The following is a 25,463-nucleotide window of genomic DNA, read 5'->3' as shown; positions in this document are numbered from 1 at the left end:
GGAGGGTCGGCCGGGCCTTTCCCTCCGCCCGCCGCCGTCAACGGCACCGGCTCACCAGGCTCACCACGATGGCCAGCACGGTCAGCAACGGTCCCAGGGACACGAACGAGGCGAGGAGGCCGTGACGCAGCGCCTCCCACCCGTTGTCGCCCGCCCGCCGACTGATCCACACGATGCCTCCTCCGAAGAGGACGGTGGTCAGCGTGACGCAGCCGACCCACGGCAGCATGCTCGCCGCCAGGTTCCCCAGTGACAGCGCCTCGCACTCGCCGGCCAGGTCAATTCCGCTTCGCAATCAGACTCCTTTCGGGTCGTCGGACGCCTCGTGGCGTCACGACTCCCTTTCTCGCTCGTCCGAGGCGGTCCGACGGGCTCCGGAGCCCGCCCGGCCAGGAAAAGCGCTGATCAGAAGGCCTTTCCGAGAATTCCGGCCGGATCCGGAGCAGCACGGCGGACAACGGCGGCCGACACCTGGCACGGCGGAGGGTGCGGTACGTGCGGACGCTGCGGTAGAAAACAGGCGCCGCGCGGGAAGGGAGCCGCCACGATGTCACCAGCCAGTCCCGAGTTCGGGCGCCTTCTGAGCGACCTGTTCGAGCTGTGCGGAAGCCCCCCTCCCCTGCTCGAGGTCATGGGCAACACCAAAACGGTCTCGGGGTGGAAGAAGGGCACGCACGTCCCCCGTGCCGAGGCCCTGAACACCGCGCTGGCCCGTATGAAGCCGAGAGTGGGCTACTCCACGTGGCCCCGTGCGAAAACCCAGCGGTTCGACGGCATCGCGCGGCAGCTGCAGCTGATCAGCCGCACCCACCAGCACGAGGGCTACTCCGTGCTGAACCGGTTGCGGGGTCTGAGCGCCCAGGCATGGGAGGACGCCGCACAGCTCATCGAGCCGTGCGCGCTCTTCCCGCGCGGTGTACGCCTGGAGGAGCTGCACGTCCCGCGGTCACTGGAACAACGAGTCGTCACAGCCGCCCTCGATTCGCTGGGCGGACATCTCATCGCCGGTGAGCCGGGGTGCGGCAAGACGACCCTGCTGTGGAGCATCCACCGGATCCTCCTCGATCAGGAGGGCGTGGTGCCGATCCTGCTGAAGGCCTCCCATCTGATCGAGGCGCTCCACCCGGAGACCGCGGCTCGGGGCACCGCAGTGCCGGTCGAGGACATCGTCACCGCGGTGCGCTGTTGCCGCGCGGGCGGTCAGCGGGCCGTGGTGCTGGTCGACACACTGGACCTGCTGGTGCACGATCGCGACGGGGTGAGGGTGGTGAGCCGACTCCTGCGGGCCATGAAGGCACGCGACGTTCCGGTCGTCCTCACCTGTCGTCCTGGCGAGGCGGTCCTGCTGCGGTTCCCCGCCGAGGGGGACGACCACGAGGCCGGGCGGGACGGGGTGGACGACCTCGGCGGCTATCTCCAGGCGCAGCACACCCTCGGCTGGTACAACGCGGAAGAGCGGCGGGTAGCCATCTCCCGGCACGCCCAAGTGTTCTGCCCGGACTGGAAGTACGGTGCCGGAGCGGCAGCGAAGCTGGAGGCGGAGGTCCTCGGCGCCGTCTATCAGGACCTTCCCCTGCGGGAGGTCTGCGACAACCCGCTCTATCTGCGGCTCCTGTTCGACATCTACGCGCCCGCCGCACCGCTGCGTGAGGTTGACGTCGTCAGTCTGTTCGACCGGGTGCGAGAGATGCGCATCGAGCGCGACGCGCGCGCCGGACAGAGCGACGACCTGGGCGCCGCCCGGTGGGACCTCACCGCCACAGCCCGTGCGCTGGCCCGTTACATGCTGTCCGCGAACACCATCGAGTACCACCCGCGCGACGCCGGCGACGCCTTGCCGCGCCTGCTGCCCGGCACGACCTCCGAGCGCATCCGCGACGAGCTCGACGAGCTGCGTCGGCGCGGGATGCTGGCCGATGTCGAGGGGACCGGAGCCGTGCGCTTCTTCCACCAGACGTTCTTCGAGTACATGGCGGCCGACTATCTACGCGCCGCCGGCCTTGGTCTCGAGCTGGTCGAGCGCATGTGCCGGCAGCCCGAGGACCTCGTTCTGGCGGCGGTCGCGGGTCAACTCGTGCCACGGGCCACCCCGGGCACCGGTGACGACCTGCTGACTCCTCTGCTGAACGACGCACGTCTGGCCGACCGCGCCCTGGAGCTGTACGCCCAGATGCGTGACCCCGGTCCGGTCGCGACCGCGGCTCGCGCGGCGATGCGCGACGCTCCGGACGTGGCGGTACGGCGCTTCCTGCGAGTCCTGCCCGGGCAGCGCCACGGCGCGGGCCCCGACCGGTGGGTCGCGGACCTGCAGGCACTGTGGCCACTGACCGGACAACGACACGCCCTGCGCTACGAGTTGTTCGCCACCGTCTGTCGGCTGGCGCACCAGCACGCGGAGGCTGCGGTGGACTTCTGCGATGAGGAGGACCGTCTGTCCTGGTGGCTGACGCTGGAGCCGGACAACCTGACCGGCACGAAGGACGACTGGCTCGCCCTGCTGCGGGTCCTGCTGCCGCATGATGCGGACCGGACCGTGAGCTGGCTGGTCCAGGCGTGCGAGCCACTGTTGGAAGTGGGCCGCAACGGAGTGGTCGCCGAGGCGGTCGATCTGGTGCGCGAGGAAGTGGACCGGTCCGTCCCGCTCCCTCGGCGGGCCACGGTGCGCCGGGGGGCCGTCGCCAAGTGGGAGGAACTGCTGGCCAAGCCCATCGGCCATGCGAGCAGGAGCAGGACCGAGGTCGAGCAAGCGGTCGGCCGGCTGTGGGCGGCCTGTCACGCCGACGTGGACGCCGAGCGGGCCACCGTACTGCTCACCGAGGCGCTGGCCCGGGACGACGGCCGCGTGGCTCGGGCCCAGTTGTTCGGCGCAGGGCTCCTGGCCGCCAGGATCCCCGCGGAAAGCGCCCGGACCGTGATGGAAGACCTGCTGGAGCTGGCCGATCCCGCGGCACAGACCGTGGCACTCGCCCACGTCCTGGTGCCGACACTGCGGGGCACGCGAAACCCTCTGCGGGACGAGGTGGAGCAAGCGTGCCGTACCGCCCTGGCGCGGCTTCCCTGTCCCCCCTACGAGTCCGGAGGGCGGCGCGCCCGGCCGACCTGGCTCGCCGATGTGGTCGAGAAATCGGGCATCGCCGGCGACCGCCTGCTGGCTGTCCTGCCCGAGGACCCGCCGCTCGAGGTGTGGCTGGACTCCAGGGGTCTGGCGAAGCTTGTGGTGCGAGCCGCGGCGGCCGGGCATCCCGGCGCACGGGCGGCCGTCTGTGCCTGGGCTGCCGGCCGTACCGTTGACAAGGCGGGGGCCAGCCAGGTGCGTACGGATCTCAAGGCACTCCTGGGCGAACGACCGGACGCACTCCCCCTGCTCATCGAGGACGCCGCCCGCCGAGGCGCCGGCGCGCTGGCGGATGTCCTCAAGACCGCGGGCCGAGCCGGCCGGGCCCCGGACGACACCACGGTGGAGCGGCTCGTCGTCCCCGTCCTCGACGACACGGGGCAGGACAGGACGGAGCGGCTGCACCTGTGGCGGGCGCTGATCACCTACTGCGCGCGGCAGCCGCCCGCACCCGACGCGGCGGCCCGCACCCTGGCCGGGCTGGAGCCCGGCACGACCGACCACTCGGTGGCCTTGAGGCTCGTCGAGGCCGCCGTCGTCCAGGGGAGTTGGACGTGGGAGGCCACGGCGCCCCTGCGGACCCGCCTGGTCGCAGAGATCGGCCGCTTCCCCGAGCGACGGAAGGGAGCGCCGTCCCCGCACCGGGCGCTGGCAATGACCCATGCCCGGCTCGCCCCGTTGGACACGGCCGAGCAGCGGCAGAACGTCCTGTCGACGGTACTGGACCTGCTGTTGCCGACCGGCGAGGACCTCTCGAGCATCGACACGCAGGAGGTCCGCGAGCTCGCCGGCCTGCTGAGGAGGGTCACCCCAGTGCGCCCTGAGGACGCCGCCGAGACACTGACCGCCGCCTCGCTGCGGCTCGCCGCCCGCCCCAACTCCGTGACCAACGACTTCACCGCCTATGTCAGTGACGTAGTGGGCGACCTGCTCGAAGCACTCGGGGTCACCGCCCGCAAGAACCTGGTCTTGGCGCTGGTGCGCGGCGAGACCGCCCTGGCCTGCCGCACGATCAACATCTACGGAGTGCTGAGCGATCTGACAGTGGGCCGGCCCCCGGTCTGGTTCCGCAAGCTCGGTCACGACCTCGAGGTCGCACCGAGTGTCCGTGCCGAGGTCGACCACCGTCTGCGTCTCCACGCACGCGTGCGTTGCGGCGGGCCGTGGCCGGAACTCATGACATTCGCCTGACCCGCTCCTTCATCTCGTCCAGCCGGGTCAGGATCGGGAAGCCGTCCACGCTCAGGGCGTTGCCGTGGCCGGTCTGGTGGATGTCGAAGACGGACTGCAGGGCGGCGTAGAAGCCCTGCACGTCCAGGGTCTGGTTGACGGCGCGCTTGGCCTGGCGGAGCCCGAAGGGAGGCATGCGCGCGATCCGCCGGGCCAACTCCATAGCCGCCGGGTCGAGTTCGTCCAGGGGCACCACCTTGTTGACCATGCCCACCTGTTCGGCCTCGCGAGCGGTGAGCGGCCGGCCGGTGAAGAGGATCTCCTTCGCCTTGCGCGGGCCCAGCTCCCAGGTGTGGCCGTGGTACTCGACCCCGCCGATGCCCATGTGGACCACCGGGTCGGAGAACTCGGCGTTCTCGGCGGCCACGATCAGGTCGCAGGGCCAGCAGAGCATCAGGCCGGCGGCGATGCACTTGCCCTGGACGGCGGCGATGGTGGGCTTGGGGAGGTTGCGCCACTTCAGCGAGTACTCCAGGTAGCGGCGGGTCTCGGCGTCGTAGATCCACTCCAGGGTGATCTCGCCGGGGCCGGGCCAGCGGTCCTTGAGGTCGTGTCCGGCGGAGAAGTGGCGGCCGTTGGCGCGCAGGACGACGACCCGGACGTCCTCGTCGCGCGCCGCGCGGGTGAACGCCGCGTCGAGGTCGTCGAGGAGGGCCATGGTCTGGGCGTTGGCCGCCTCGGGCCGGTTGAGGCTGATGGTCGCGATGCCGTCCTCGGCCTCGTAAAGGATCTGGTCCATGCGGCTGGCTCCTGAAGGGGTGGTCAGCGGGGCAGGCCGAGGACGCGCTCGGCGATGATGTTGCGCTGGATCTCGCTGGTGCCGCCCGCGATGGTGCCGGCGAAGCTGCGCGCGTACCGCTCGAACCAGCTGGAGACGAAGGCCTCGTTGTTCATGTGGTGGTACGGGCCGGTCAGCGCCGGATGCGGCAGCGCGCCCGCGCCGTGCGCCTCCAGGGCGTGCAGCGAGGCGTTCTGGACGGCCTCGGAACCCAGCAGTTTCAGCACGGAGATCTCGGCCGGGTCGCGGTCCTGGCCCAGCTGCCGGTGGCCGAGGAGGCGCAGCGCCTGGAGGTCCATCTGGAGCGTGGCGTACCACTCCTGGTCGCCGCCCGCGCCGGCCGCGTCGCGCACCAGGTCCTCCAGGCGTTCGGCGTACGACAGCCAGAGCAGGGTGCGTTCGTGTCCGAGGGAGCCGTTCGCCACCCGCCAGCCCTCGTTCAGGGGGCCGACGAGGTTCTCGCGGGGCACCCGGACGCCGGTGAGGAACACCTCGTTGAAGTCGAGGTCGTCCTCGGCGGCGATGGAGCCGAAGGGGCGGCGGACGACGCCCTCGCTGTCCGTGGGGATCAGCAGGGCGCTGATCCCCCGGTGCCTGGGCGCGTCGGGGTCGGTGCGGACGAAGGTGAGCAGGACGTCGGCGTCATGGGCGCCGGAGGTCCAGATCTTCTGGCCGTCGACGACGAAGGCGTCCCCGTCGAGGACGGCGCGGGTGCGCAGGGAGGCCAGGTCGGAGCCCGCCTCCGGTTCGCTCATGCCGAGCGCGGCGGTGATCTCGGCGCGCAGGATCGGCACGGCCCAGCGGGACTTCTGCTCCTCGCTGCCGAAGGTGAGGAGGGAGGCTGCGACGATGCCCAGGCCCTGCGGGTTGAAGCTGTGGTAGATGCGGCGGTGGGCCAGTTCCTCCAGCTGGGCGAGCTGTTGCGGGAGGGTCGCGTGGCGGCCGCCGTACTCGGGAGGCTGACCGGGGAGCAGCCAGCCGTGCTCGAAGAGGGTCCGCTGCCAGCGGCGGGCCCACTCGGGGACGTGGGCGCTGGAGCGGGAGCGTTCCCGGGCCTCGGCCTCGGCGGGCAGGCGGGCGTCGAGGAACGCGGCGAACTCGGCGCGGAACCGGGCCACTTCGGGATCGTCGGCCAGCCTCATCATGGGAGCAGCGCCTTCCGGTGGGCGGACGCGGTGCCGAGGAGCAGGTCGCAGGCCTGGGCCCGCTTCAGGTGGAACTGCAGCTCGTTCTCCCAGGTGAAGCCCATCGCGCCGAAGAGCTGCAGTCCGTGCCGGAAGACCAGGCGCTGGCACTCCCCCGCGGCCGCCTTGGCCATGTGCGCGGCGCGGGTGCGGCGGGGGTCGTCCTCGGCGATGGTCAGGGCGGCGAAGTGGGTGAGCGCTCGGGCGCGTTCGATCGCCACGTGCATGTCGGCGGCCTTGTGCTTGACGGCCTGGAAGGAGCCGAGCGGTCGCCCGAACTGCACCCGCTGCTTCACATGGGCCAGGACGAGGTCGAGGACCCGGCGGCAGGCTCCGACCGCGGTCGCGGCGAGCCCGGTGAGCGCCAGCTCCGGTATGCGGGCGGAGAGTGCGCCGGGGTGGTGGACCCGGGCCACATGCAGCTGCGGGTCGAGGACGGGGATCCGTACGGCGGCCAGCTCGGTGCCGCGTACGACGGAGACGCCGTCCGGGGTGAGCAGGGCGACCTCGTCGGCGCGGTCGGCGTCCAGGACGTGGTGTCCGAGGCCGTCGAAGACCGCGGTGCCACTGCCCTCGGGGAGCCGGCCGGTCAGCGGGGCGAACCAGGTGGCGGTGGCCAGGAACGGGGTGGGGTCGGCGACGTAGCCCAACTCCTCCAGGACGATGGTGAGTTCCAGCGGAGGCGCCTCCAGCCAGCCCAGCCCCACGTACGTGTCCCACTGCTGGTCCTGCGGCCGGCCGCGCACCTTGGCGACCGTCTCGCGCACCGTGCGCCGCAGCAGCCGCTGCTCGTCGTCGAGTTCGAACTCCACGCCCGGCCTCCGCCCTCTCGCCGCCGTCAGGCCGGATGAGAATAACATTCTCGCTATGAGGAAGTAAGAGTCTTGTTTCCGAGACAGCGCAATTCGGTAGGGGGAGTGCCCCGTCTTTTCACATACGTGGAGTACCGTTCTACCCATGAGTGCCGTCCCCGTAGAACCGGTCGAGACACCCGAGCCCGCCTGGCGGCAGCGCGCCGTCGAGCGGTCCACGCGCGCCGCGAAGCTCCGCGCCGAGCAACGCGTGCAGCGCTTCCTGGACGCGGCCCAGGAGCTGATCGCCGACAAGGGCACCACGGACTTCACCGTTCAGGAGGTCGTGGAGCGTTCCCGTCAGTCGCTGCGCAGCTTCTACCAGCACTTCGACGGGAAGCACGAGCTGCTGCTCGCCCTGTTCGAGGACGCGCTGTCCCGGTCGGCCACACAGATCCGCGAGGCCTCGGCCGCCGGACGCGACCCGCTGGACAAGCTCCGGATCGCGGTCGATCTGCTCTACCACTCCTCCGAGCCCAGGGCGGGCGCGCAGTCCCCGCTGTTCACCGACTTCGCCATCCAGCTGCTCGTCAGCCATCCCGACCAGGTGGCCACCGCCCACCTTCCGCTGCTCGGCTTCTTCACCGAGCTGGTCGAGGAGGCCGTGGCGGCGGGCCAGGCCGTCTCCCCCAAGCCGCGCCGCACCGCCTCCCTGATCATGCAGACCGCGATGTTCACCGCCCGGGCCCCCTCCGCACCGGTCGGCGCGCATCCGTCGCCGATCTCCGCCGAGGAGGTGTGGGCGTTCTGCCTGGGCGGCATCACGGGCGGGGCGACCACGGGCACCGAGACGGATCAGGCGCCGCAGGCGCCCGCCAAGAAGACGGCCACCGCACGCAGGACGACCACCCGCACCACCACGGCCAAGACGCCTCGCGGCAAGGCCTGACCGGCCCCCGAACCACCGGGCCGGGCCCGACCGGCTCCCGAACCGCCGAAAGGCCGCCTCAACCACCGGAAGGCCGCCTCGTGATCACACGAGGCGGCCCCCTTCGTCCTGTCCCTCAGGCCCCCAGGGAGTCCAGCACCCGCCGAGAACCCTGCACCGCCGTCCGCTGCATCAGATCCACCACGCCCCTGATTCCCGCCAACTCCGACCCGCCCCCGGCCCGGCCGGGCCCGCCGTGCCGCAGCGCGGGCAGCGGTGAACCGTGGCCGGTGGTCTGCCCCATGGTGAGCGAGTCGAGCACATGCAGCCGGCCGTGCCAGGCGGCCGTCTCCGCCACGAACCCGGTGGTCCACGGGACGTCGTCGCTCACCACGGACGCGGCGAGGCTGCCGCGCCCGCGCGCCAGGAGATCCGCCGCGTGCCCGGTGTCGCGGTACGCCAGCACGGTCGCCGCCGGCCCGAACGGCTCGACCTCGTGCGGCGCGGCGGCCTCCGGGTCGGCGGAGACGAGAAGGGTGTCGAGGAAGGCCCCCCGCTCGGGGTCGGCGTCGACCGCCCGCACCTTCTCCGGGTCGCCGTGCACGAACCGCCCGGACTCGGCGATCCGGCGCACGGCCCGCCGTACGTCGTCGCGCTGGGCCAGGCTGACGACGGCGCCCATCCGGACGCCCTCGGCGGCGGGGTTGCCGACGGTCACCCCGGCGAGCTCCGCGGAGATCGCGTCGAGGGCGGCGGACTCGTGTTCGCGGGGGACGAGGACGCGGCGGATCGCGGTGCACTTCTGGCCCGCCTTGACCGTCATCTCGGTCACCACCTCGCGCACGAAAGCGTCGAACAGCGGCGAGCCCGGGGCGACGTCCGGGGCCAGGACGATCGCGTTGACGGAGTCCGCCTCCGCGTTGAAACGGACCGAGCGGGCCACCAGACGGGGATGGGTGCGCAGGGTCTCGGCGGTGGCGGCGGAGCCCGTGAAGGAGAGGACGTCCTGTTCGCCGAGCAGGTCGAGGGCCGGCCGTACGGAGCCGACGACCAGCTGGAGCGCCCCCGGCGGCAGCACTCCTGCCTCGGTCACGATCCGGACCAGGTGCTCGGTGAGGTACGCGGTCGGGGTGGCCGGCTTCACCACGCTCGGCATGCCCGCCAGGACGGCCTGCGCGAGCTTCTCCAGCGGCGCCCAGACGGGGAAGTTGAAGGCGTTCACCTGGAGCATCAGGCCCGGGGAGGGAGTGACGAGATGGACGCCCAGGAAGTCCTCGCCGCGGGCGAGGCGTTCGGCGGGGCCCTCGACCAGCTGCGGCGCGTCCGGCAGCTCGGCCCGGGCCCGGGCGGCGTAGTCGCGCAGGACGCGGATGCCGCCGTCGACGTCGTAGCGGGCGTCGTTCAGGGTGGCTCCGGCGCGGGCGGAGAGGACGTAGAGCTCCTCGCGGCGGGCGCGGACGGCGGCGGCGACGGCGTCCAGGAGGCCGGCCCGCCCGTGGAAGGTCAGGGCCCGCAGCGCGGGGCCGCCGACCCGGCGGGCGTGGCCGAACGCCCCGTCGAGGTCGAGGCCGGCGGAGGAGACACGGCAGACCAGGTCCCCGGTGACCGCGTCGTGCACGTCGGTCGCGGACCCGTCCGTGGCGGTGGGGGTGACCCAGGTGTCCTGCAGATGGCTCTGGAGCATGGGAAGCGGCCCGCTTTCTTGGAGAACGTCAGACTCTCTTCGTGAACGTCACAGGGGAGGGGCGTGCCTTACGGGACCGGGTGGTGGCCCCAGATGTCGGCGGTGTAGACGCGGCTGACCCAGGTGCTCTCGTCGACCTGCACGCCGCCCGCGCCGATCTCGATGCCGAAGCCGGCCGGCGAGGTCATGTAGAAGGAGAACATCCCGTCGTTGGCGTGCTTGCCGAGCGTGGCCATCAGCCTCACGTCGTGCTCGCGCGTGCGGTCGAGGGCGCGGCCGACCTCCTCGGGACTGCTCACCTCGCACAGGATGTGGTGTGTGCCCTCGTTCTTGTACGACCGGATGAAGGCGATGCTGTGGTGCCTCGGGTTGCAGCCGAGGAAGTAGAACGTGCCCCAGGGGTAGTCGGCGGTGTCGCTGAGCCGGAAGCCCAGGACGTCGCAGTAGAAGTCCACCGCCTCCTGCACGTGCGGTGTCTTCATCACCACGTGTCCGAGCCCCTGCTCGCCGGTCACGAAGTCGACGCCGAGCGGTGACACGAACTGGGTGGGGGCCAGCCGGCGGCCGCAGAACAGCTCCGTGCGGATGCCGAGCGGGCCGGTGAAGTGCACCATCCGGGCCACCTGGCGGTCCCGGCACTCCTCGTCGGTGCCGACGGACACGTCGACGCCGGCCTCCTTCAGGCGCACCGTCATCTCGTCGATCGCGGCCGGGTCGCGGACCTCCCAGCCGATGACCGTCACGCCGCCGGTCTCCGCCTCGGACAGCCACATACGGAACGGGTGCTGGTCCATGCGCAGGCGGTAGCGGGCGGCACCCTCCGGCTCCCCGGGCTCCCCGGGCTCCCCGGGCTCGACCGCGAGGCCTATCACCGTGCGGGCGTACTCCGCCCATGCTGTCGGGTCGGGAGCGCCGATGCCCACGTACCCCAGGCTCTGGATCGTCATGGCGAAGACGGTATTTGTTAGACCCTTGACGGTCAAGGGTCATACGAATACGTTGACGCCATCGAGCCGAGGAGGTCTCCGATGTCGGGAGAAGTGCCCGAGAAGGCCCGCCTGCAGCCCGTCGACGAGAGCGAGCTGCACGAGAAGACACTGGCGTCGCTGGCGCCGTACCGCGATCAGGACGGCCGGATCTACACGATCTGGGCGACCCTCGCGCACCACGAGGACGCGCTGCGCCGCTTCATCGTCTTCGGCAACCACGTGCTGGGGAAGAACACCCTGCCGCTGCCGTCCCGGGAGCTGATGATCCTCCGGATCGCGGCCCGTGCGCAGGCCGCGTACGAGTGGGACCAGCACGTACGGATCGCCCGCCGCGCCGGGCTCACCGACGCCACGATCCTGGCCGCCGCGAACGGCGACCGGGACGGCCTGGACGAGCTCGACCGGGTGCTGCTCGCCGCCACCGACTCGCTCCTGGACCACCAGGGCGTCGACGACGCGCTGTGGGGCCGGCTGACCGAGCACCTGAGCACCGAGCAGGTCATCGACGTCCTCTACACCGTCGGCCAGTACCTGACCATCGCCACCGTCATCAACACGCTCGGGGTCCAGGTGGAGGGCGAACTCGCCCTGCCCCTCCCCCTCCCCCGCGACCAGAAGGAAGAAGCCGCATGAAGCTCGCCAACCTCGCCGGCCGCCCGGTCGTCGTCCGCGACGACCTCGCCCTCGACATCGCGGACGCCAGCAAGGGAGCGATCGAGCCGCGCCCGGAGGTGCTCTCCGACCTCGCCCTCCACGACGAGCTGCGCGCCCTCGCCGAGCGCGCCGCCGAGGCCGACTGGAAGCCGTTCGACCGGCGTGACCTGGGCCGGGTCGCCAAGCCGTACAAGGCGATCGGGGTCGCGCTGAACTACCGGGCGCACGCCGAGGAGTCCAATCTGCCCGTCCCGGACGAGCCGTCGGTGTTCGCGAAGTTCGCCTCGTCCGTGGTCGGCCCCTACGACGCGATCGTGGTGGAGCCGCAGTACGACAAGGTGGACTACGAGGCCGAGCTGGTGGTGGTCATGGGCAGGGAGGGCAAGAACATCCCCGAGGCCGACGCGTGGTCGTACGTCGCCGGCGTCACCGCGGGCCAGGACATCTCCGACCGCAAGGAGCAGTGGCGCAAGCCGATCAACCAGTTCACGCTGCCGAAGTCGTACGACACCTTCAGCCCGATCGGCCCGTACCTGGTGACGCTCGACGAGTTCGCCGACCCCGACGACATCGAGGTGGCCGGCTGGGTCGACGACCTGGAGGTCCAGCGGGGCCGTACCTCGGACCTCATCTTCAGCGTGCCGCAGCTGATCGCCTGGCTGTCGAAGCGGGTGACGTTCGAGCCCGGCGACCTGATCTTCACGGGCACTCCGGCCGGCTGCGGCGTCCGCCGCACTCCTCGCCTCTACCTCACCGAAGGTAAGGTCCTGCGGACCGAGGTGACAGGTGTGGGCACCATGGTCAATCCGGTCGTCGCCGGCTGATGCCGGTCCGGCCGGCCGAGGAAGGGTGGGACATCGTGACGGACACCGTGCGGGACGCGGCCGCGGGCGCCAGCCGGACCCGGGAGTTCTCCGAACTCCTGCGCCATCACCATCGTGAGCTGGGCACGACCGATCCCCGGGACCTCGACGCGATCGAGATGGTCACCGACCTCACCCGGCTCGAAGCGCGGCTGACCAAGGACTTCGAGAAGCACGTCCACCGGCCCCTCGGGCTGACCTGGGCGGGCTTCCGGATCCTGAACGCCCTGTGGGTCTACGGCCCGCTCGCCCAGCAGGACATCGGGCGGGTCTCCGGCTCCACCCGGGCCAGCATCTCCAGCGCGCTCGCCACGCTGGAGAGCCGTGGCCTGGTGGCGCGCGAACGGGTGGAGACCGACCGCCGTCAGCTGACGGTCGAGCTCACCGCCGAGGGCCGCGAGACCCTGCGGCAGGCCATCGAGGCCCAGACGCGGCGCGAGCGCGCCTGGACCGGTGTCCTGCGCGACGACCAGCTCAGTGAGCTGGTGCATCTCTTGCGTACGCTGGTCAACCAGGAGACCCCGGCCGACGACGCCTGAGCCGGGGCCGGCCCCCGCGCGGAGCCCTCGTGGCACACCCGCGGCCGGGCGACTCCCGAGATCGTAAGAACTTTTACCGTCAGACCTCTAACGAATTCCCCCCGAGGCCCTTTAACGTTCAGCCACCTTCCCCTGACGCCCCCGCGTCGGTTTCTCAAAGGAGAGAATCATGGTCCGTCGTGTCGTCACCGGTGTCAGCCCCAGCGGCAAGCCCGTGATCGTCAGTGACGGCGAGCCGCCGCGCACCCGTCAGTTCACCCACACCCCCGGCTTCGCCCGGTCCGTCGTGTGGAACACGGCCTTCCCCGCCGCCCCCTCCGACGACCCGACGGCGGATGTCACCCACTTCATACCGGGCCCGGGCGAGACGATCGCGCTGACAGTCAGCTTCGCGCCGGGCAGCGTCTACGCCGACCCGTCCTGGGACCCGGCCGCCGCGGCCGCCGAGCAGCTGGAGGCCAGCCCCGGCCTCGCCGAGCTCTTCGAGCCCGACAACCCGGGCATGCACACCACCCCGACCGTCGACTACGGCGTCGTCCTGACCGGTGAGATCGTCCTCGACCTCGACGGCGGCGAGACGGCGGTCCTGAAGCCCGGTGACCTCGTCGTGCAGAACGCCACCCGGCACGCCTGGCGCAACAACGGCACCGAGCCCGCCACGATGTTCTTCGTCCTGATCGGCTCGGGCGGCACCTCGTGAGCCCGGTGACGACGGCCGCCCCCGGCGCCCCGGTCGTCGACCTCGACCTCGACGACCTGCGCCGCGACCCCTACCCCGCCTACGCGGAGCTGCGCCGCACCGCACCGCTCGCCTGGGTCCCCTCGGTCGGCCGGCACCTGCTGACCCGCTACGAGGACATCGTCCACGCGGAGAAGCTCCCCGAGGTGTTCTCCTCCCGTGAGGAGGGCTCGCTGCTGCTGCGCACGGTCGGCCCGAACATGCTCCGCGAGGACGACCCGCACCACCGCAGGCTGCGCTCGGCCGCCGAGCCGCCCACCCGCCCCCGCCAGGTCCGCGACCTGTGGGCGGCCTCCTTCGAGCGCACCGCGCACGAACTGCTCGACCGGATCGCCGGGCGCGGCGAGGCCGACCTGATCGCCGACTTCGCCGAACCGCTCGTCGCCGCCAATCTGGCGCTGGTCCTGGGTCTGCGCACGGCGAGCGCCGAGTCCGCCGAGAAGATCGCCGACTGGTCGCGGGCGATGATGGCCGGCAACAGCAACTACGCCGACGACCCCGGCATCTGGCTGCGCGCCGAGCGGGCCACCCGCGCGATCGAGGACGCGGTGGCCGAGGCCGCCGAGGCCGCGCGGCGCGAGCCCGACGGTTCGGTGATCTCCTCCATGGTCCACGCGGACGTGGAACTCCTCGAGATCCAGAACAACGTCAAGGTCATCATCGGCGGGGGCGTCAACGAACCCCGGGACGTCTTCGGGGTGGGCGCCTGGGCGCTGCTGGACCGCCCCGCCGTGCTGGACCGGGTCCTGGCGGATCCGGCGAGCTGGAAGCGGGTCTTCGAGGAGACGGCCCGCTGGGTCTCACCGATCGGCATGTACCCGCGCCAGCTCACCCAGGACTACGAGATCGCCGGGGTGACCCTCCCCGCCGGCAGCCGCGTGGCGCTGGTCATCGCCTCCGGCAACCGGGACGAGTCGGTGTTCGAGCGGGCCGAGGAGTTCGACCTCGACCGGCCGCACCGCCCGCACCTCGCCTTCGGCGGCGGTCCGCACTTCTGCATGGGCGCGTGGGTCGCGCGCCACGAGGTCAGCGCCATCGCCTGGCCCCTGGTCTTCAGCCGTCTCAAGGAACTGCGCCTCGCCGAGGGCGCCGACGCGTGCATGGACGGCTGGGTGTTCCGCGGACCGACCTCGCTGAACGTCACCTGGCAAGCAGCCTGAGCCGTCCCCATCGGGAGGACTTCATGCCCACCATCATCTTCCAGTTGCCCGACGGGACCGAACGCAAGGTCGTCGCCGCGTCGGGGACCGCGCTCATGCAGGCGGCCGTCTCGAACGGCGTCCAGGGCATCGTCGCCGAGTGCGGCGGCAACGCCTCCTGCGCCACCTGCCACGTCTACGTCGACCCGGCGCAGACCGAGCCGGCGGGCCCGCCGAACGACGTCGAGGACGAGATGCTGGACTTCACCGCCGCGGAACGCCGGCCCACCAGTCGGCTCAGCTGCCAGATCCAGCTCTCCGACGCCCTGGACGGACTGGTCGTCCACATCCCCGAGGAGCAGGTGTGAGCGCGGGTGTGGTGATCGTGGGCGGCGGGCAGGCCGGTTTCAGCGTCGCCTCAACACTGCGCGCCTGCGGCTACGAGGGTCCGGTCACCGTGTGCGCCGCCGAGCCCCATCTGCCGTACCAGCGGCCGCCGTTGTCGAAGAAGGCCCACACCGAGCCGGACGACCTGCGGGTGTCACTGGTCCCGGAGACCTTCTACGCCGAGCGGGACATCGACCTGCGGCTCGGTGACGGCGTCGTGGCCCTCGACCCGGCGGCGCGCACGGTCCTCACCCGCTCCGGGACGAGCGTCCCGTACGCCCACCTGGTGCTGGCGACCGGGGCCCGCAACCGGCCGCTGCCCGTGCCCGGCGCGGACCTCGGCGGCGTCCACGCCCTGCGTTCCCTCGACGACGCGCTGGCCGTCGGCCGGGCGCTCGCGACGGCCCGGGACGTGGTCGTCGTCGGCGGCGGCTTCATCGGCCTGGAGCTGGCCCAGGTGGCCCGCGCCCGGGGCGCCCGGGTCACCGTCGTGGAACTCGCCGACCGGCTGCTGAGCCGGGCGCTGTCCGCCGAGGTGGAACCCCAGGTGCGCGAGCGGCACGAACGGGCGGGCGTACGCGTCCTCACCGGGACCGCCGTACGGGCCCTGGAGGGCTCCGGCCGGGTCGAGCGGGTCGTCACCTCGGACGCCGTCCTCCCCGCGGACCTCGTGGTGTACGGCATCGGCGCCGCGCCCCGCGACGAACTGGCCCGGGACGCCGGCCTCGCCGTGGACGACGGCGTGCTCGTCGACGAGCGGCTCCGCTCGGTCTCCGACCCGCGGATCTCCGCCGTCGGCGACTGCGCCCGCCACCCCCATCCGCACGCGGACGGGCCGGTGCGGCTGGAGTCGGTGCAGAACGCCACCGACCAGGGGGCGCTGGTCGGCCGGCGCATCGCCGGGCAGCCGCCGGCGCCGTACACGAGCCTGCCGTGGTTCTGGAGCGACCAGGGGGACATCAAACTGCAGATCGCCGGGTTGCGGGCGCCCTCCGACGACGTACGCCTGACGGTCGGCGACGCGCCCGAGCGGCTGGCCGCGTACGCCTTCCGGGACGGGCTGCTGGTGGCCGTGGAGACCCTGAACTGGCCCGCCGAGCACCTGGCCGCCCGCCGGCTGCTCGAACGCCGGACCCCGGTGTCCGCCGCCGACCTGGCCGGGACGACCCTCGGCTCGCTCGCCCGGGCAAGACGCGCGGCGGAGGTGCGGGCATGACGCGTACCTTCGGCGCTCACCTGACCGCCGCCGCGGCCGAGGCCGCTTCCCGGACCGCCCTCGTCTTCCAGGACCGCTCCTGGACCTACGCCGAGCTGGACCTGGCGGTCCGGCGGACCGTGGCCCGCCTCGACAAGTACGGGGTGCGCAGGGGCGACCGGGTGGTGATGCAGGGCGCGGCCCGGCCGGAGGCCCTGATCACGCTGTTCGCGGTGACCCGGATGGGGGCGGTGCTGGTGCCCCTGCACCCGCAGGTGACCGGCGGCGAGCTCGCGGTGGTGTGCGACGAGACCCGGCCGGCGGCCGTGGTCGCCGACGAGGGCTTCCCGGCGGGTACGGGGCTGCGGCTGGCCTGGGAGGAACTCCACCCGGTCGGGGACGAGGGGCCCGAGGACTGCTCCTGGGATCCCCCGTCCGGCTCCGACGTCGCGGTCATCGCGTTCACCTCCGGCACCTCCGGCCGGCCCAAGGGCGTCGCGCTGACCCACGACAACCTGCACTGGAGCATGGTCAACGGCCTGGCCCGGCTGCCCTTCGGCGAGACCGACACCGCGCTGGTGTCGACCCCGCTGGCCCATGTCGCCGTCCTGGGCGGGCTCCCGCAGTACACCTGGGCGCGGCGCGGGACGGTGATCCTGGCCCCGCGCTTCGACCCCGACCTGTTCGTCGACCTGGTCCGCGACCACGGGGTGACGTGCGCCTTCGCGGTGCCCGCGATGTCCGCCCTGCTGGCCCGCCACCCCCGGTTCGACGGCGCCGACCTGGACACCCTGCGCTGGATCCTGTCCGGCGGGTCCCCGGCACAGACCGCCACCCGCGAGCGGTTCCGGGCCCGCGGGATCGGTGTGGTCAACTCCTACGGTCTGACGGAGACCGCGGCCGGGGTGACCTACTCGGCGCCCGACGAACCGGCGACCTCCACGGGCTCACCCGTCCCCGAGGTCGAGCTGACGGTCGTGGACGCGACCGGCGCGCCCGCGCCGGCCGGTACGCCCGGTGAGATCTGGGTGCGCGGTCCCTCGGTGGCCGCCGTGTACTGGACCGCGGCCGGACCGGTGCCGGTGACCGACGGCGCGGGCTGGTTCCACTCCGGGGACCGCGGGCTGTTCGACGACGAGGGCCGCCTCTCGGTCGTCGGACGGCTCAAGGACACCATCATCACCGGCGGGGAGAACGTCGACCCCGCCGAGGTCGAGAACGCCCTCGCCGACCTGCCGGGCGTCGTCGAGGTCGCGGTGTCCGGGGCTCCGGACCCCGTCTGGGGCGAGGTCGTGACCGCCTTCCTCGTCACCGGGTCCGGCCGTCCGACCCTGGACGACGTACGGGGTCATCTCGACGGCCGGCTCGCCCGGCACAAGTGGCCGCGCCGCCTGTGCGTCGTGCCCGCCCTGCCCCGCGGGGCGACCGGAAAGCTGCAGCGGGCGCGCCTCGCGACGCTGCTGGACGACTGACCGCATCTCCCGACAACTTCCAGGGACCGCACCGCCGCCGGTGCCGTCTCTCCCACCCATACCCTTGAGGAGACGCCATGAGTGCGACCATGCGAGCCGCGCGGATGCACCACGTCGGCGAGCCGATGAAGCTCGAGGAACTGCCCGTTCCCGAGCCCGGCCGTGGTGATGTCCGCGTGGCCGTCCACGCCGTCAACATCGTCCCCAATCTCGCCAACATCCTGAACATGTGGACCACGTGGTTCCCGCACAGCCCGCTGCCCACCCTGCCGGCGATCTTCGGTCTGGACCCGGCCGGGGTGATCGAGGCGGTCGGCGAGGGCGTCGAGGGCTTCGAGGTCGGCGACCGGGTGTACGTCAACCCGGGCCGCTCCTGCGGCTCCTGTCGCTCCTGCCGCAGCGGCGACTCGATCAACTGCGCCAGCTACGCCTTCGCCGGCTACTTCGGCTTCTCCCCCACCGCCATCCACCTGCTCGACCGCTACCAGGGCGGCCTCGCCGAGTACATGGTGGCCCCGGCGTACAGCCTGGTGAAACTGCCGGACAACCTGTCCTTCGAGGCCGCCGCCCGCTTCGGCTACATCGGCACGATGTACTCGGCGCTGCGCAAGGCCGAGGCCGGTCCGGGCAAGACCGTCCTCGTCAACGGCATCAGCGGCACCCTGGGCATCGCCGCCGCGCTCCTCGCGCCCGCCATGGGCCTCACCCATGTGTACGGCACCGGCCGGGACAAGGACCTGCTCGAGAAGGTCTCCAAGCTGGCGGGCGGCCGGCTGCGGCTGCACTCCCTCGACGACGGCCCGCTCGACGACTGGATCCGCGAGGAGACCGGCGGCCACGGCGCCGACATCTACATCGACGCCCTCGGCCCGGGCGCCCCGCACGAGACGTTCCGGGCGGGCATGCGGGCGATGGCCCGCGGCGGCATCGCGGTCAACATCGGTGCCGTCGCCGGTGATCTGCCGATCGACATCCACCGGATGATGGACCAGCAGCTGCGGCTGATCGGCTCGGCGTGGTTCACCTCCGCCGAGGGCCAGACCATGGCCGACATGGTGGGGGCCGGCCTGCTGGACCTGAGCCCGCTGGAGCACCACGTGTACCCCCTGGAGCAGGTCAACGAGGCCATCGGCGGGTTCGCCGTGCGCAACGGCGGCTTCAGCAACTTCATCATCAGCCCGACGGCCACGGTCTGACCGTCCCCCTCTCACAGGATCTCTGGAGACTCCGATGCATGCTCAGCGCGCCGGGCGCCCGGCCGACCCCCTCGACCTCCTGGAACTCGACAGCCTGCTCACACCGGACGAGCGCGCCGTGCGCGACGCGGTCCGCACCTTCTGCGACCGGCGCGTCGACCCCTTCGTCGCCGAGTGGTTCGAGCGGGGGGAGATCGAGGACATCCGCGGGCTCACCAAGGAACTCGGTGAACTCGGCCTGCTGGGCATGCATCTGGAGGGCTACGGCTGCGCCGGGATGAGCGCGGTCGACTACGGCCTGGCCTGTCTGGAACTGGAGGCGAGCGACTCCGGGCTGCGCTCCCTGGTCTCGGTGCAGGGCTCCCTGGCCATGTACGCGATCCACGCGTTCGGCTCCGAGGAGCAGAAGGAGGAGTGGCTGCCGCGGATGGCTGCGGGTACGGCGATCGGCTGCTTCGGCCTCACCGAGCCCGACTCCGGCTCCGACCCCGGCAGTATGCGGACCGCCGCCCGCCGCGACGGTGGGGGCACCTCCCGCTCGAGCGAAGCCGAGAGTGGGGGAGACTGGGTGCTCGACGGCCGCAAGATGTGGATCACCAACGGTTCGGTCGCCGACGTCGCCGTGGTCTGGGCGCGTACGGACGACGGCATCCGCGGTTTCGTCGTCCCGACCGACACACCCGGTTTCTCGGCGCCCGCGATCAAGCACAAGATGTCACTGCGGGCATCGGTGACCAGCGAGCTGGTCCTGGACTCCGTACGGCTGCCGGGCAGTGCCGTGCTGCCGGACGTACGGGGGCTGCGCGGGCCGCTGTCCTGCCTGAGCGAGGCGCGCTACGGCATCGCCTGGGGCGCGATCGGTGCCGCCCGCTCCGCCTTCCGGGCGGCGCTGGCCTACGCGGGTGACCGGGTCCAGTTCGGCCGTCCGATCAGCGGCTTCCAGCTGACCCAGGCCAAGCTGACCGACATGTCCCTGGAGCTGAACAAGGGCTTCCTGCTGGCCCTGCACCTGGGCCGCACCAAGGACGACCGGGGCCTCAGGCCCGAGCAGGTCAGCTACGGCAAGCTCAACAACACCCGGGCGGCGCTGGAGATCTGCCGCACCGCGCGGACCGTGCTGGGCGCGAACGGCATCTCGCTGGAGTACCCGGTCATCCGGCACGCCAACAACCTGGAGTCGATCCTCACCTACGAGGGCACGGTCGAGATGCACACCCTCGTGATCGGCCAGGCGCTGACGGGGCAGGCGGCGTTCCGATGAGCATCGGGCCGGACGGGGTGCCGGTGGGCTCCGGCATCCGCGCGGTGGGGGTCGTCGGCTGCGGTCTGATGGGCGCGGGCATCGCCGAGGTCTGTGCCCGGGCCGGGCTGGACGTGGTGGTCCACGAGGTGAGCCCGGGCGCGGCCGAGGCCGGCCGGGCCCGGATCGCCGCCTCGCTCGACCGGGGTGTACGGCGCGGAAAGCTCACCGGCGCGGAACGGGACGCCGCACTCGGCCGGGTGCGGGTCAGTCCCGATCTCGGGGACCTGGCCGACCGGGACCTGGTGGTGGAGGCGGCGACGGAGGACGAGAAGGTCAAGGTCGAGCTGTTCGCCGAACTGGACCGGATCGTCACCCGCGAGGACGCCCTCCTCGCGTCCAACACCTCCTCCCTGCCCATCATGAAACTGGGCATGGCCACCGCCCGCCCGCACCAGGTGATCGGGGTGCACTTCTTCAATCCGGTCCCGGTGCTGGGCTTGGTCGAGATCGTGCCGTCGCTGCTGACGGCACCTCAAACTCAGGCGCGTGCCGAGGAGTTCGTCACCGGGGTCCTGGGCAAGAAGGTGATCCGCGCCCAGGACCGGGCCGGCTTCGTGGTGAACGCCCTGCTGGTCCCCTACCTCCTCTCGGCGATCCGGATGCTGGAGTCCGGTCACGCCTCGGCGGAGGACATCGACACCGGCATGGTCCTCGGCTGCGCCCACCCCATGGGCCCGCTGAGTCTGGCCGACCTGATCGGCCTGGACACCCTCACCGCGATCGCCGAGGCGATGTACGCGGACTTCAAGGACCCGCTGCACGCCCCGCCGCCCCTGCTGCTGCGCATGGTGGAGGCCGGCCTGCTCGGCCGGAAGTCGGGGCGCGGCTTCCACGACCACTCCGACCACGACTCCTTGGGAAAGGTCAACTGACCGCTTCGTGGTGGTCCTCTGACGTCGTCTCAGGTGCGGGGCTTGGCCGTCGCGGCGAACGCGTCGACTGCGGCGAGGTCGAAGTCGCCGTGGTCGCTGCCGAGCCCCTGTGCGACGAGTGCCGCGGCGGCGCTGCCGAGGACGGCGGCGTCGCTCGGCGTACGGCCCAGGCTCACGCCCCGCAGATAGCCCGCCGAGAACGCGTCGCCGCAGCCGGTGGTGTCGACGACGTCGATCACGAAGGCGGGCACCGGCTCCGCGCCGTCCGAGGTCACCACGAGCGCCCCGTCCCCGCCGCGCGTGACCGCGACGACGCCCGCACCGGCGCCGAGAAGCTTGCGCGCACCGGTCAGCAGGTCGTCCTCGCCGGTGAAGCCGAGGACCTGGTCCTCGTTGGGCAGGAAGTGGTCGATGTGGGGCAGGGCCGCCTCGATCTGCTCGAAGCTGCCCAGGATGCCGGGGGCGAGCAGGTCCACCGAGGTGACGACGCCGTGGTCCTTGGCGTACGACAGGATGCGCGTCGCGGTGTCCACCCCGATCAACTCGGGCCCGCCGAGGTGCAGATGGGTGGCCTCGGCAAGGGCTTCCCAGGGCACGTCGTCCACGCCGTAGGTGATGTTGGCGCCGAGCAGGTGCAGCGAGGGCCGGTCGCCGTTGGGGCGGATGGGCAGGACGCTCGCGGAGGTCGCGGTGTCGGTTCGGCGGACGAGGAACTCGGTGTCGATGCCGGCCCTGTTCAGCAGTTGGACGAGCATGTCGCCGGTGGGGTCGGAGCCGATGGCGCCCGCGCCGCGCACCTCGGCGCCCAGCTTGGCGAGGGTGAGGGCGGTGCCGCCGGCGGTTCCGGCGGCGGTCATCCGGATGTCCTCGACCAGGGTGGCGCCCTGGCCCTCCGGTATCGCCTCCACCGGCCGCACCAGGACGTCCAGCACGTGCACGCCCATCGTGAAGACCTTCATCGGCGCTCCCCCTTCGTGGTCATCGGGTTTCCTCCTGCGCGGGTGGTGCGGGGTGGGTGGTTCCGTAGTTCCGGGCGATCGCGGCCTCGATCACGGCGAGCTGCTGCTGTTCGTCGAGGAAGCGGGGACGGCCCATGGAGGCCGCGCGCTGGTAGACGCCGCAGGCCCATTCGAGGAGCAGGGCGTGTTCGACCGCCTGGTCGAGGGTGATGGCATGGGTGACCGCGCCGTGGTTCGCCATCAGGGCGGCGCTGCGCCCGTCGAGGGCGGTGAGTACGGACTCGGCGAGCTCCGGGGTGCCGAACGTGGCGTACGGCGCGACCCTGACCGTGCCGCCGACGGCCAGCAACTGGTAGTGGATGCAGGGGAGTTCGTCGAGCACGCAGGACACGGCGGTGGCGTTCGGGGCGTGGGTGTGGACGACCGCGCCGGTGCCGTAGCGGCGGTAGACGCCGAGGTGCAGTTCCAGTTCGGAGGTGGGCTCGTAGGTCCCGGCGACGATCTTTCCGTCGAGGTCGACCACGGTCACCTGGTCCGGTGTCAGGTCGGCGAGGACCGCTCCGGTCGCGGTGATCGCGACCCGGTCCGCCGTACGGACGCTCACGTTTCCTGCCGTGCCGATGAGGAGGCCCTCGGCCCCCAGGCGCCTGCAGGCGTCCGCCACGGCGGTCCGCTCCTGGCTCAGCGCCGAGCTTGAGGCGGTCATGGCGGCGAAGGTAGCGTAAACCTGAAACAAAGTCACGTTCACGTTCGGAGACGATTCTTGGAGACTCCGCTGCGCCGTACTCCGCGCCAGGCCCGCAGCAAGGCCCGGCTGGCGCTGGTCCTTCAGGCCGCCGAACGCATCCTGGTCGAGGAGGGCGTGGAGGCGCTGACGACGACCCGCGTCGCGGCCGAGGCACAGGTGTCGGTGGGTTCGCTGTACCAGTACCTGCCGGACCGCGGTGCGATCATCGACGCCCTCGCGGCGGGCTATTTCGTCCGCCTGGAGGCCGTGATGGACGATCTGGCGGCGGCCGCGGCCGGGGAGCGGTGGGAGGACCCGGTCGGTGTGCTCATCGACGCGTACGCCGGGATCTACCGCACCGAACACGGTTTCCGCGCCCTGTGGTTCGGCAGCGGGCTGACCGAGCAGACCCGGGCGGCGGACCGTGAGCACAAGCGGCGGATGGCCGACGGGATCCGCCGGGTGCTGCTCGCGCTCGGGGTCGCCCGCGACGACGAGCCGCTCGCCCGCTCCTGCCACGCCGCCGTCCTCGCGGCCGACGCCCTCGCCCAGGAGGCCTTCCGCCGCGACGCGGACGGCGACGCGGCGCTGCTCGACGAGGCGAAGGTCATGCTGCGGGGCTATCTGGCGGACGTGACCGCGCGCTACTGAGGTGACGACGGGGGCACGTCACATGCGAGCCCGAGGCATCAGTAGCGAGCCGAGCGGCTGTGACCCTGCCCCTCCGCCCGACTCGTCCGCGGACACTAGGGGCGGATGAACGTGCGGGCCTGCGCGATCCATCCCGACACGGCCTTGGCACCGCACCCCTCGGCGATCGACTCGGCCTCATCGAGGTGGTCGAGTGCCGTCGACGGGTCGCCGGTCTCGGCCGCGAGGTAGGCCAGCGCCACCAGGCCGGCCGCTTCCCCGGGCCTGAAGCCGATCTCCCGGCGCAGCGTCACCGATTCGGTCAACCGCTCGCGGGCCTGATCGAACCGGCCCGCGTCCTTGTCGGCGAAGCCGAGATGGCGTGCCGCGTAGGACATCGTCATCCGGTCGTCGACGGATTTCGCCAGCGCGTACGACCGCTCGAAGTACGGTCTGCCGGTGGCGCCGTCGCCCTTCACCACCTGATGCCAGCAGCCGACCCAGAACAACGCGTCCGCCTCACCCGACGCGTCCCCGAGACGCCGGTACAGCTCGGCCGCGCGCTCGAACAGCACCAGTTCCCGGCTGTCCTCCTCGCGGTCGTCGAGGAAGCGGACGTGCAACACCTTCCCCCGCGCCATGGAAAGCGGAGCCTCGATCGCGTCCAGCACGTCATCGGACCGCTCCAGCGCGGAGGCGTCCCCGCCGAACATCGCCGCCTCGAACAACTCTCCCGTGCGCTCGATCCAGTCCTGCTCCGGCATGCCGTGCCCCTCCCCGTCGGACGATTCGCGTGCCGAGGCTACCTCCGCTCCCTCGGTGGAACTTGCCGATTAGTCTGGCCGCCATGAGCGACAGCGACTTCACCGACCTGCGCGGTACGGAGTTCGAGCGCGCGGACATGACGGGGGCGCGGTTCACCTCGGTGGACCTCAGCGGGGCGGTGCTGCGGGCCTGCGGGCTCCACCGGGTCGTGATGCGTGACGTGGAGATGACCGACGCGACGATCGACGGCGAGATCCGAAGCCTGATCGTCAACGGAGTGGACGTCGTACCGCTGGTGGAGGCCGAGCTGGACCGCCGCCACCCCGAGCGCCCCACGTTCCGGCCGACCACGCCCGAGGGGTTCCGGGAGGCCTGGGATCTCGACGAGCGGCTGTGGGAGGCGACCGTCGCCCGGGCCCGGCGTCTGCCCGAGCCGCTGCTGCACGCATCGGTGGACGGTGAATGGTCGTTCGTCCAGACCCTGCGCCACCTCGCCTTCGCGAGCCAGTCCTGGATCGGCCGCGCCGTCCTCGGCGACCCCCGCCCCTGGCACCCGCTGTCCCTCCCCTGGGACCAGATGGAGCCCCGCCCGGGGGTGCCGCACGACCGTGACGCCCGCCCGTCGCTCGACGAGGCACTCACCCTGCGGCTGGACGCGATGGCTCTCGTACGGCGCGTGGTCGACGAGCTCACCGCCGAACGGCTCGACAGCCGGACCGACCCGCTCGTCGGTCCCGGCTGGCCGGACGAGGGCGAGACCTTCACCGTCCGCGAGTGTCTGCTCGTCGTCCTCAACGAGGAGTGGTGGCACCGCAGCTACGCCGAACGCGACCTGGCCGTACTGGAAGAACGGGACTGACCGCCATGGAACTCGACTTCACCGGCTCGGTGATCGAATGGCGCGGGCCGGCGCCGTACTACTTCGTCCGGGTACCGGACGAGGAGGCCACCGACATCCAGGAGGTGGCCGCGATGGCCACGTACGGCTGGGGCGTGATCCCGGTCGAGGCCCGGATCGGTGAGGTCGTCTTCGAGACGTCACTCTTCCCCAAGGACGGCGGCTACCTGCTGCCCCTCAAAGCCGCCGTACGCAAGCCGGAGGGGCTGTCGGCAGGTGACGAGGTGACGGTGGGAATGACCGTTCGCCTGACGAGGTCGCGACACGGGGAGCGACAAAAGCGATAAGGGTCTCGGCTCACCGATGTGAGCCAAGACCCTGATCTGCGACTACGGAGCGGACTCCCTGTCGGGACGACAGGATTTGAACCTGCGACCCCTTGACCCCCAGTCAAGTGCGCTACCAAGCTGCGCCACGTCCCGCCGC

25 protein-coding genes and 1 tRNA gene are annotated in these 25,463 nt (G+C 71.8%); 16 read left to right on the top strand and 10 right to left on the bottom strand.

Features of this window, described 5'->3' with window-relative positions; genetic code table 11:
• Window positions 1–37: 37 nt before the first annotated feature.
• Window positions 38–295: a hypothetical protein gene (locus ACIRF9_RS08195; protein WP_403818180.1), complete on the bottom strand. Its 258-nt coding sequence runs from the start codon at window positions 293–295 to the stop codon at window positions 38–40.
• 252 nt (window positions 296–547) lie between these two features.
• On the opposite strand from ACIRF9_RS08195, the gene ACIRF9_RS08190 reads away from it, so the two are divergent.
• Window positions 548–4,306 (top strand): hypothetical protein, encoded by a 3,759-nt coding sequence (locus tag ACIRF9_RS08190; RefSeq protein ID WP_403818178.1) that lies wholly within the window; start codon window positions 548–550, stop codon window positions 4,304–4,306.
• Here ACIRF9_RS08190 and ACIRF9_RS08185 read toward each other — a convergent pair.
• The 3 genes from ACIRF9_RS08185 to ACIRF9_RS08175 are packed head-to-tail and all read right to left on the bottom strand — an operon-like array spanning window position 4,290 to window position 7,119.
• Window positions 4,290–5,084, bottom strand: a complete 795-nt coding sequence (locus tag ACIRF9_RS08185; protein WP_403818176.1) for an enoyl-CoA hydratase — start codon at window positions 5,082–5,084, stop codon at window positions 4,290–4,292. The two genes, ACIRF9_RS08190 and ACIRF9_RS08185, sit on opposite strands and share 17 nt — an antisense overlap.
• Before the next feature lie 23 nt (window positions 5,085–5,107).
• A complete protein-coding gene (locus ACIRF9_RS08180) occupies window positions 5,108–6,268 on the bottom strand; it encodes an acyl-CoA dehydrogenase family protein (RefSeq protein ID WP_403818175.1) in 1,161 nt (386 codons plus the stop codon).
• Complete coding sequence (locus ACIRF9_RS08175; RefSeq protein WP_403818173.1) at window positions 6,265–7,119, bottom strand: acyl-CoA dehydrogenase family protein; 855 nt, start codon at window positions 7,117–7,119, stop codon at window positions 6,265–6,267. The genes ACIRF9_RS08180 and ACIRF9_RS08175 overlap by 4 nt, the downstream gene beginning before the upstream one ends.
• Before the next feature lie 145 nt (window positions 7,120–7,264).
• On the opposite strand from ACIRF9_RS08175, the gene ACIRF9_RS08170 reads away from it, so the two are divergent.
• The gene (locus ACIRF9_RS08170; RefSeq protein WP_403818171.1) at window positions 7,265–8,047 is read left to right on the top strand and encodes a TetR/AcrR family transcriptional regulator; all 783 of its coding nucleotides are present in this window, start codon (window positions 7,265–7,267) and stop codon (window positions 8,045–8,047) included.
• A gap of 115 nt (window positions 8,048–8,162) precedes the next feature.
• Here the strand turns inward: ACIRF9_RS08170 and paaZ are convergent, their stop codons facing one another.
• Both paaZ and ACIRF9_RS08160 read right to left on the bottom strand, forming a co-directional pair.
• Window positions 8,163–9,710, bottom strand: coding sequence for a phenylacetic acid degradation bifunctional protein PaaZ (gene paaZ, locus ACIRF9_RS08165; protein ID WP_403818169.1), 1,548 nt, complete (start codon window positions 9,708–9,710; stop codon window positions 8,163–8,165).
• Window positions 9,711–9,778: 68 nt separating this feature from the next.
• A complete protein-coding gene (locus tag ACIRF9_RS08160; RefSeq protein WP_403818167.1) occupies window positions 9,779–10,657 on the bottom strand; it encodes a VOC family protein in 879 nt (292 codons plus the stop codon).
• Between the two features lie 81 nt (window positions 10,658–10,738).
• Between ACIRF9_RS08160 and ACIRF9_RS08155 the strand changes: the two genes are divergently transcribed.
• The 11 genes from ACIRF9_RS08155 to ACIRF9_RS08105 all read left to right on the top strand — a co-directional run bounded on the left by ACIRF9_RS08155 (window position 10,739) and on the right by ACIRF9_RS08105 (window position 21,058).
• Complete coding sequence (locus ACIRF9_RS08155) at window positions 10,739–11,332, top strand: carboxymuconolactone decarboxylase family protein (RefSeq protein ID WP_403818165.1); 594 nt, start codon at window positions 10,739–10,741, stop codon at window positions 11,330–11,332.
• Complete coding sequence (locus ACIRF9_RS08150; RefSeq protein WP_403818163.1) at window positions 11,329–12,177, top strand: fumarylacetoacetate hydrolase family protein; 849 nt, start codon at window positions 11,329–11,331, stop codon at window positions 12,175–12,177. The genes ACIRF9_RS08155 and ACIRF9_RS08150 overlap by 4 nt, the downstream gene beginning before the upstream one ends.
• A gap of 35 nt (window positions 12,178–12,212) precedes the next feature.
• Window positions 12,213–12,755, top strand: a complete 543-nt coding sequence (locus tag ACIRF9_RS08145) for a MarR family winged helix-turn-helix transcriptional regulator (protein ID WP_403818161.1) — start codon at window positions 12,213–12,215, stop codon at window positions 12,753–12,755.
• Between the two features lie 169 nt (window positions 12,756–12,924).
• Entirely contained in the window at window positions 12,925–13,455 is a 531-nt protein-coding gene (locus ACIRF9_RS08140; protein WP_403818160.1) for a cupin domain-containing protein, read from the top strand.
• Between the two features lie 5 nt (window positions 13,456–13,460).
• On the top strand, window positions 13,461–14,654 hold the full coding sequence (locus ACIRF9_RS08135; RefSeq protein WP_403818158.1) for a cytochrome P450: 1,194 nt from the start codon (window positions 13,461–13,463) through the stop codon (window positions 14,652–14,654).
• Window positions 14,655–14,677: 23 nt separating this feature from the next.
• Window positions 14,678–15,001, top strand: a complete 324-nt coding sequence (locus tag ACIRF9_RS08130) for a 2Fe-2S iron-sulfur cluster-binding protein (RefSeq protein ID WP_403818156.1) — start codon at window positions 14,678–14,680, stop codon at window positions 14,999–15,001.
• Window positions 14,998–16,236: an NAD(P)/FAD-dependent oxidoreductase gene (locus ACIRF9_RS08125; RefSeq protein WP_403818155.1), complete on the top strand. Its 1,239-nt coding sequence runs from the start codon at window positions 14,998–15,000 to the stop codon at window positions 16,234–16,236. Before ACIRF9_RS08130 ends, ACIRF9_RS08125 begins: the two co-directional genes overlap by 4 nt.
• Entirely contained in the window at window positions 16,233–17,687 is a 1,455-nt protein-coding gene (locus ACIRF9_RS08120; protein ID WP_403818153.1) for a class I adenylate-forming enzyme family protein, read from the top strand. Before ACIRF9_RS08125 ends, ACIRF9_RS08120 begins: the two co-directional genes overlap by 4 nt.
• 77 nt (window positions 17,688–17,764) lie before the next feature.
• A complete protein-coding gene (locus tag ACIRF9_RS08115; RefSeq protein ID WP_403818151.1) occupies window positions 17,765–18,883 on the top strand; it encodes an alcohol dehydrogenase catalytic domain-containing protein in 1,119 nt (372 codons plus the stop codon).
• Between the two features lie 34 nt (window positions 18,884–18,917).
• A complete protein-coding gene (locus tag ACIRF9_RS08110) occupies window positions 18,918–20,144 on the top strand; it encodes an acyl-CoA dehydrogenase family protein (RefSeq protein ID WP_403818150.1) in 1,227 nt (408 codons plus the stop codon).
• Complete coding sequence (locus ACIRF9_RS08105) at window positions 20,141–21,058, top strand: 3-hydroxybutyryl-CoA dehydrogenase (RefSeq protein ID WP_403818149.1); 918 nt, start codon at window positions 20,141–20,143, stop codon at window positions 21,056–21,058. Before ACIRF9_RS08110 ends, ACIRF9_RS08105 begins: the two co-directional genes overlap by 4 nt.
• Window positions 21,059–21,087: 29 nt before the next feature.
• Here ACIRF9_RS08105 and ACIRF9_RS08100 read toward each other — a convergent pair whose 3' ends face one another.
• Complete coding sequence (locus ACIRF9_RS08100) at window positions 21,088–22,017, bottom strand: carbohydrate kinase family protein (protein WP_403818148.1); 930 nt, start codon at window positions 22,015–22,017, stop codon at window positions 21,088–21,090.
• Between the two features lie 19 nt (window positions 22,018–22,036).
• Window positions 22,037–22,723 carry a class II aldolase/adducin family protein gene (locus tag ACIRF9_RS08095; RefSeq protein ID WP_403818146.1) on the bottom strand — a complete coding sequence of 229 codons (687 nt, stop codon included), beginning with the start codon at window positions 22,721–22,723 and terminating at the stop codon, window positions 22,037–22,039.
• Window positions 22,724–22,780: 57 nt separating this feature from the next.
• Between ACIRF9_RS08095 and ACIRF9_RS08090 the strand changes: the two genes are divergently transcribed.
• Entirely contained in the window at window positions 22,781–23,395 is a 615-nt protein-coding gene (locus ACIRF9_RS08090; RefSeq protein ID WP_403818144.1) for a TetR family transcriptional regulator, read from the top strand.
• Between the two features lie 95 nt (window positions 23,396–23,490).
• Here the strand turns inward: ACIRF9_RS08090 and ACIRF9_RS08085 are convergent, their stop codons facing one another.
• Complete coding sequence (locus ACIRF9_RS08085) at window positions 23,491–24,138, bottom strand: tetratricopeptide repeat protein (protein ID WP_403818143.1); 648 nt, start codon at window positions 24,136–24,138, stop codon at window positions 23,491–23,493.
• A gap of 83 nt (window positions 24,139–24,221) precedes the next feature.
• Between ACIRF9_RS08085 and ACIRF9_RS08080 the strand changes: the two genes are divergently transcribed.
• A complete protein-coding gene (locus ACIRF9_RS08080) occupies window positions 24,222–24,998 on the top strand; it encodes a DinB family protein (protein WP_403818141.1) in 777 nt (258 codons plus the stop codon).
• A 5-nt stretch (window positions 24,999–25,003) separates the two neighbouring features.
• Complete coding sequence (locus ACIRF9_RS08075; protein ID WP_403818139.1) at window positions 25,004–25,324, top strand: DUF1905 domain-containing protein; 321 nt, start codon at window positions 25,004–25,006, stop codon at window positions 25,322–25,324.
• A gap of 61 nt (window positions 25,325–25,385) precedes the next feature.
• Here the strand turns inward: ACIRF9_RS08075 and ACIRF9_RS08070 are convergent.
• A tRNA-Pro gene (locus tag ACIRF9_RS08070) sits at window positions 25,386–25,459 on the bottom strand.
• Window positions 25,460–25,463 lie beyond the last annotated feature (4 nt).

It is taken from the genome of Streptomyces sp. NPDC096132 (genome assembly GCF_044763345.1).
GTDB lineage: Bacteria > Actinomycetota > Actinomycetes > Streptomycetales > Streptomycetaceae > Streptomyces.
This window is presented reverse-complemented; position numbering and strand designations above follow the sequence as displayed.